This is a genomic window from Gordonia desulfuricans NBRC 100010, assembly GCF_001485495.1.
Classification (GTDB): Bacteria; Actinomycetota; Actinomycetes; order Mycobacteriales; family Mycobacteriaceae; genus Gordonia; species Gordonia desulfuricans.
The window spans coordinates 34,390-42,016 of record NZ_BCNF01000085.1; the positions used below are offsets into that span (position 1 = coordinate 34,390).

Consider the following 7,627-nt stretch of genomic DNA (forward strand, 5'->3'; position numbering starts at 1 on the left):
TAGCAGCCCGAGGCAGCCCATGCCAATAATCGCAGGAATCCTTGGATATCGGCCGGCTGAAGTCACTTCGCCACTCCAGCCAACATCTCAGCCAACGCGATAGAAGCCTCTTCAATATCGCGTGTCATTCTCTCACGTGATTGCTTGTTTGAATCAGCACCACGATCTACAAGGTGCGCTAAAGCCTCGGGCACACCGGCATTGCACGAGACTTCGTACTGAACGCAAAACTGTCGCACCTTCGGACGTTCTCCTACTGCCAGTAAATCGGAATGCGTGAGTAGTCCCATGTACAGTGCATGCATTCTAGATGCGAGTAGAATCCGGGAACTACCGATAATAGTGAGGCACTCATCCCATCCAATTCCAATATACACTTGATCGAACTCGCCGACGACGTCCTTTTCCATCGCGTCCAGATCCGACCCCGCACCGCATTGGTCCATAGAAATGAAGGAAACACTCCCATATAATTCGCGAAGATGCTGGACATCGGCTCTTCTGAGATCTCCAGCTTCCGCCGACGATAGCGCCACAATTGCGCCGCCAAACCGATCTTCACTACCGATGGAAATAGCTCCGCCCAATAGACAGGCGTCCCTAGATATACGGACTTGCTTCGCGTTCAGTTGACCCCGAACAATCTCCCGCGATCGTTCATCGCGTACCCAGATCCATGATCCCACTTGAGATAGCCTGAGCGCGAGAACGGCGCGCCTTCTTTCGATCTCCTCCGCACCGACACCCCAAAAGGAGGTTCGCGTTCGTGAGATTAGGCCCAGTAGCCGTGCAAAAATGCACAAGCGTGGAAGCCCCGAGAATAGAGTATCCACCTGGTCATCCTGCAATAATGTGCCACCGCCGACAATCAGAAGATCCGATGATCGCAATTCGCGAATAAACGGCACCAACCGCGCCCTTCGGACTTCGCCCAACCTACAAGGCCCCAGGTCCAGTACCACAACCGAATGGCCCAGCTTCGCCAATTGAAGCGCAAGCCGATCGGTAAGAAATGCATCACCGATGTTCTGCGGGTACCCGCCATCCACAGTTCGATCAGCAGATATAATCGCAATCTTCATTTGTGCACCCGCCTTGGAACAAGAACTATTAGGAGAAGGCAGGCCGATAGCAAAGCCTCGCATAGGAGCATCGAGACCCCGATCCCTCGTGCGCCAGCCGAGGTACCGCCATACCATGCGCCCAAAACCGCAATGGCCCCAATACCAATGTTGCATATCGACCTAGCGTTAGGACGCCGAAGAGCAAGAACGACAGCGACCAACCCGTAGTTTCCAGATTTTATGACCATAGACATCAAGAATGCAATCAGTACGAATAGACTGACCGGTGAATCAAAGAATATCTCGGTTACCCAACCACTAACTGAGCCAATCGACACTGCCGTAACAAGCCCGATTGCTAAGAATCCCCACCAGGTTAGGATAGTCGTTCGACTGGTTGCGTCACGCAGCCTAGGAAGTAGCTGCGCGGAAATCGTTGCAGGAACAACTTCAGGAGGCTGAATTATTCGGAGCACGAAGGCTACAATTGCTGCCTCACCAACTGGCATTACAAGTGGAGCGATCAAGAGCGGAACTTGTGAATATACTGCACTCGTTGCTCCAGATAGTCCAAAGCGGAGCACGTCCCGCAACTCGGTTACCCTCGAGCGTTCGGGTCCCGTGCTCACTAGCAGCTTCTTGGTTCGTATGGCGACAATACCGATCACCATCGCGGAGAAGACGGCCAACAGCCAGTACGGTAGCGCTGATGCGCCAACCAACAGTACATAACCTGCACAGAACGCTTTCACTATCGCAATAAGAACCTCCGGGACCACATACCGGACCGGTTGGTGAAGAACCAGATATGGCGCCCGCGCAGCTTTACCCACAGCCTCAAACACCTGTACACAAGACAGCGCCACTATTACAGAAATCGTGGTGTGGGATAGGTGAACGACGGCAGATGCGTACGCAATACAGCCGACAGCCCCGACTAGAGAGGAAACAGCTTGCACACCAACCACCCGAATGAATGTCTTTTGCGTAGCCTCATCGAGAGTGCGGGTCAACAGATAGTTGGCCGCGCCGGTGTCCGCCATTATCCCGACGGCGCTAATCAGCCCAAATGCCACCACTGCAGAGCTGCGGTCATTTGCGTCGGAGATTGCCGTTAGACTAAACAAGATCAAGAACTGCGACATCCGACTCAAGATCGCCGAGAGCGTAGGTGAAGAAAGCCTGGCAATACTCCGCAGGACTGCAGGGGCTTTTCTAGCCCCAAGCTTCTCCTGATGCTTCTCCTGATTGGCGACGTTCTGCCGGACTGTCATCGGAGTCCTAGGCAAACCGTCGATATCAGCTCAGCAGTTCTATCCCAGTCGAACTCGGCTAGTATATGTCGAGGACTATCCCGCATCCGCTCAGCGTCTGGCACGCTAGAGCCTCGAACTAGATCCATAGATATCGTTGCCGCTATGGACTCTTCATCGTACGGATCAAAGTACTGCGCATGATCCCCGCAAATCCATCGGAAGACTGGAATATCCGAGACCGCAAGACGTGCTCCACATGCCAGTGCTTCGACAGCGGGAAGACCGAAACCCTCGGCTAAGCTCGGGAACGCGACAAGGTCAACCTCGCTATACAAAGAAGCCAACTCTTGGTCTGTTACGCGGCCCGCAAACACGACGTTATTGAGAGCACCCAGATCTCCAACGGGGGCGAAGATTGATGCCGAAGAACCGACAAGCAAGAGAGTGGTGGGGTTGATGCCCGTATCGTTAATCATTGATACGGCGCGTATCAGCCTTTCAAGATTCTTCCTAGGTTCGAGCGAACCTACCGCCAGGACCGTGTAGTTTTCAGGAGGTATCTCGAATCTTTTGCGAAGATCAAACTTTGAACTGATCTTTTCTTCACAAAAGATGGAGCTAGGCGCATTGGGAGCCACCACGATATCCTCGCATCGCCGGCCAGATAGTTCGGCTATCTCATCTGCAACAACCGGACTGACCACAACCAGCTTCTCTGCTGTCGCAATATTTCTACGGAGAAGATTCGCGTGAACCGAAGCGTACGTAGCGGAATACCACTCAGGGTGAGTTATTGGGAAGAGGTCATGTACTACACAGACGCGGCGACTTCCGACATATGGTGCCCTAGATGTCAGAGAGAGGACGACGCTGCCGTCACTTCGGAAAGGAAGGAGCTGCACAGCCATCCAGTCTGCGTACTTGCTCGATTCCGACTTCGAACCGATCTCCCGAAAACCTGGGCGGGTCACTAATCGGTCGGCGACTTCACGGGCATAGCGTTGTTGCCCCGTGACTTGCTGACTACGGAAGTATCCATTCACTACAACACGCTGTGCATCCACGTTTTGATCCTCTCTTCGAACCGCAGATTGGAGAATTCTGCTGCCCGCAACCTCGGTGCTTCTCCCTTCAACTGACTGCAAAGACGCAGAGCGCTGTCAAAGCTAGATTGGTCCCATTCCGCTAGATGGACTCCGGTTTTCTTGTCTATTACGGACTCCGTCGCGCCACCCAGGCTGCCAGTGATCACCGGCGCTCCAGCCGCCATCGCCTCGACCGGCATGATCCCAAAGTCTTCGATCGCTGGGAACACGTACGCCTCGGCACGTTGGTACAGTGCATACAGTAGGGAATCTGACGGACGGTCAACGAAGAGACACCGTGTGCCAGCACGCTCTGCGATCTGCTCGAGTTTGAGTCGATCGGGGCCAGACCCAGCCAGAACGACATCGACACCCACGCGTGCAGCTGCCTCGATCACTAGGTCGAGTCTCTTATACGGCACAAATCGAGAAGCGCCGAGCACAAACGTCTCGGGTAGATTGTCTAGGATGCCCTGCTCGGTCCCGGTAACCTCGTTTGTCCAGTCACGAACGCCGATAATCTTGTCCACTTCGACAGGAGGATAGATTACGTCAGATTCAACATTCCAACAGGCCGATATTCTGTCACGCACATATCGACTGTTTGCCGCATACTTGGCATTCCCCTTGGTGACACAATAGCGATCGTACTCGCGTAGGGTCTTAAGAAGTGGTCTAACTAGGGGAACCCTAGCGGACCGAGTGTCAAGTTCGGGATACCATATATATCGGGCTGGCGTATGTGCATATACGAACGTGGGAATATCTGGCCGACTTGCGGCAATATGATGAGCGAATAGATGACTACTCACCAATATCCAGTCCGCCGAGTCTAACTTCATTGTCCTCCACACGGGAGACATGAAAGGTAGCGTTAGAGCCTTATTGCGCAGTCCAATCCGTCCGATCACGCTTGGTGTCGTCCGCCTGTCCAGTTCGACATGCTGCCCGGGCGCACTATTCCACAAGCATCGAATATCGGAATTTGGAAACATGCGCGCAAACTCGTTGAGTACCTTCTCTGCTCCACCCACCCCTTCGATCCACTCATGCACAATATAGGTGGAAGAGCTAGTCATTCGTAGAGTCCATCGCTTTTCTTGTTCAAGATCTGAGTTTCGGCAGTTGCTGGCTACTGGACCCACTAGGTCCTAGTACGCACCGTCTTTGGCTATCACAGCTTTAACTGTGCGCCAGAGAATCACTAGGTCCTGGACCATTGTCCAGTTCTCAACATAAACAAGGTCGAGCCGAATGCGGTCTTCCTCGGCAAGATTGGAGCGGCCAGATACCTGCCATAGTCCGGTTATCCCAGGTTTCACGAGTAGCCTTCGCTCCACGAAGTTTGGTATCTCAGATCCCTCCCCAGGTACCAGAGGACGGGGGCCAACAATGCTCATCTGCCGTGCGAGAACGTTGAATAGCTGCGGCAGTTCGTCGATACTGGTCTTTCGTATGAAACGTCCTATCGGAGTTATCCGCGGGTCATGTTCAGACTTGTAGAATACTGAACTTGAGCTCGGCGCCTTTTCTCGCGCTTCACCAATACGCTTGTCAGCGTCCGTGGCCATTGACCGGAACTTCCAAACTCGGAATGTCTGGCCGTCCTTCCCCACACGCAAATGCCGAAAGAATACCGGCCCACCGTCATGGGATTTGATGGCCAATGCAGTTACGATCATCACTGGCGTAAGGATGATCAACACGGTCGTAGCGAGGGCATAGTCGAGAGTGGACTTGAGCAAGCTCTGCGCCGCTCCGTATCTGGGCTTGTCTATGTGAAGAAGAGGAAGTCCATCTACCTGGCGAACGAGCATTCGTGGGCCAGTCACGTCCACTACTCCCGGGGAAACCATCAGATCGATATTGTCGGTTTCCAGCTCCCACGACAGTTCCCGGAGCGCCTCGTACCCAAACTCGTCTGTCGAGCTCACGGCAACAGCTGTCGCACAACTCTGCCTCACGGCAACGCTAACGGCGTCTACATCGTTGATCACAGGGACGATATGTCCGGCAACTGCGATGCTCGCCGGCGCACTGGGCCGGCCGGGTGGCGTGCAAAGGCCCACAACCCGGTAGCCGAGTGACGGGTCCTTAAGTACGCGCTTGGCAAGTGGAAGCGCTGATTCCGAGCTTCCTACGATGAGAAGGTCGTCTAGGTGGCTTCCACGTACGCGGCGCCGGTGGAGTTGATGCCTCCAGAAGCGGTGACATGTCAGTAGGCCAAGGGTGCCGACGGGCAGCGCAACAGCCAAGAAGCCGCGTGCGATGTTCAGATGGAACAACAGATCCAGGATCGCCAGCCCTCCGAAGACCCATACACTTGCTGTCACGATTCGGCTGTACTCCTGCGCACCTGCGCCGACGATCCGCGAATCATAGGTTCGAACCAGACGCAGTGCGACTGCCCATACGACGCCGAGCGTGAGGCACACCAGGAGCGCAGGAATACCGAACGGTCCATGCGGCGCCATCAACCCCGGCGACCCAAATCTCACGAACTGGGCGATTACTAGCGAGAGCGCAATTATGACGACATCGCTACACGCGACCTTGCGGAGGTATGCATCGACCCAAGGCCGACGCTTGGAGTCCACACGCCGGTCAGTATCGACTGACCATCCTCGCGACTCGGCCCCGGCTGGCCCGAAGTCGAAACCACCTTCTGCTGTCACGTCTGCCCCCATACAGTACGAAGCGGTCGATCACCCTGCGGCATCGGCGGCGGCACCTTTCATTCCTGGCGGCCTGCCGGAACCGAAGTTCTGCAACCCGCAGCCCGTGGGCTGGTTGATCGTTCGATTTTGACGAGCTCCACACGTCTCGCACGTGTACGAAAAAGATAAGGCTCAGCACGCGAACAGGCAATCCGGAGTATCTAAATCAATCGATTCAGATGACGCCCACTCCGTGGTCTACGCCCAGGTAGGCCCAACCGGAACCCATCTCGGCGACGCTGAGTTATGTTGCACGACAAGTTTTCTGCTCAACCGTCCCACCGACTCGCAATGCTCAACCTACAGAGGAACCACACACTCGGTGAATGAAAGTGAACACTTAGGGAACCCCATGCCATACTCACCTCACGCCAGATTCGTCCGACCGGACTACATCAAGATCACCCTTGCGTCGTTATTATCGTTGATCGACTGGAAACTTTCGTAAACCATAACAACAGAACGTGTCGGAGATCACAGTACTGACCGGATCAATTGATTCAGAGCTGCTACACAACGACTGCTCAGATCGCGGACCGCGATGAACAACTGCGCAATCTGCACGGGTTGCCACTATAGAGCTTTTATGAAATGACGAAACGGTGGTACATCCGTGTCAAGTCCCTTGTCCGCGCGTAGATCACAGATCATCGCCTGCGCGGTCAATCTGGCGAACACCGGTGGCGCGTCTGCACTTAGTATGCGGGCGCTTGCAGCCGCGCTCAACGTCCGCCCCATGACGCTCTACTACTATGTGCCCAATAAGGCAGTGTTGTTGAACTTGATCGTGGCAGAGGTTGCGGAGCAGATCGCGTGGACCAGCGCACCCGAGTCTCCGCGTGATGAGCTGGTCAGCCACGCTCTAGACGTGTACCAAGCCCTAGCAACCAACAGCTGGATACCAGACGTGTTACGTGCCAGCACCCAGGCTGGAGCACCGCCCATCCTCGTCGCGGAACCCTTCATCGCTAGTGCGCGCGGTTTGGGCTTCGCCGAAGCGGATGCCGTCGGACTCTGGCGGGCGACGTGGTTCCTTATCTCCTCTCAGCTGCAGTCGCTCGGTATCAACGCTGGCACAACTCCGACAGTACAAGCTCCCGCAAGCGCCGAGATGGCAGGTCTCGCCGTTTACGTAAGAGCGCTTATCGACGGAATGATTATCACAACTCTGAATTCGGAACGAGCAGAGATCTGTGATCTCAAAGAAGGGCTGAATCCACGCAGAAAGCTACTTCACCCTGACGTGGGTTGTCAATCGTGCAGCTACAGCCGCGGTGATCCAGCGAAACCGCCCTTCTAGGGGCGGCTTCACACGCTCTGATCGCCGTCATATCGACCAGTGGATAGGACCGCATGTTCCAAGCGGTCATATCAAGCATCTTGCTCGGCTCGCACCCCTGAGGGTTTTCTTGTCGCATTCGCCGATTTGCCACACAATTCGCACTTACTCACAATTCGCAATTGTAGTCTACCTTTGGGTAGTCGATTGACTATCGGGTATGCTA

General features: G+C 54.8%; 6 protein-coding genes and 1 pseudogene. 1 reads left to right on the plus strand and 6 read right to left on the minus strand.

The window, feature by feature from the left end; translation table 11 throughout:
* Positions 1–62: 62 nt before the first annotated feature.
* From GD1_RS24320 to GD1_RS24335, 6 genes and pseudogenes are all read right to left on the minus strand, one after another.
* A complete protein-coding gene (locus GD1_RS24320; protein WP_162128868.1) occupies positions 63–1,082 on the minus strand; it encodes a polysaccharide pyruvyl transferase family protein in 1,020 nt (339 codons plus the stop codon).
* Complete coding sequence (locus GD1_RS25030) at positions 1,079–2,338, minus strand: MATE family efflux transporter (RefSeq protein ID WP_162128867.1); 1,260 nt, start codon at positions 2,336–2,338, stop codon at positions 1,079–1,081. Before GD1_RS25030 ends, GD1_RS24320 begins: the two co-directional genes overlap by 4 nt.
* Positions 2,335–3,228: a glycosyltransferase family 4 protein gene (locus GD1_RS24325; RefSeq protein WP_083534214.1), complete on the minus strand. Its 894-nt coding sequence runs from the start codon at positions 3,226–3,228 to the stop codon at positions 2,335–2,337. Before GD1_RS24325 ends, GD1_RS25030 begins: the two co-directional genes overlap by 4 nt.
* A 134-nt stretch (positions 3,229–3,362) precedes the next feature.
* Positions 3,363–3,935, minus strand: a complete 573-nt coding sequence (locus GD1_RS25460) for a glycosyltransferase (RefSeq protein ID WP_059037777.1) — start codon at positions 3,933–3,935, stop codon at positions 3,363–3,365.
* Between the two features lie 6 nt (positions 3,936–3,941).
* Positions 3,942–4,484 (minus strand): annotated as a pseudogene (locus GD1_RS25775) (glycosyltransferase); the annotation flags it as partial.
* 72 nt (positions 4,485–4,556) lie between these two features.
* A complete protein-coding gene (locus tag GD1_RS24335; RefSeq protein ID WP_244882738.1) occupies positions 4,557–6,002 on the minus strand; it encodes a sugar transferase in 1,446 nt (481 codons plus the stop codon).
* 733 nt (positions 6,003–6,735) lie between these two features.
* Between GD1_RS24335 and GD1_RS24340 the strand changes: the two genes are divergently transcribed.
* Entirely contained in the window at positions 6,736–7,422 is a 687-nt protein-coding gene (locus tag GD1_RS24340; protein WP_083534218.1) for a TetR/AcrR family transcriptional regulator, read from the plus strand.
* The last annotated feature ends 205 nt before the right edge of the window (positions 7,423–7,627 follow it).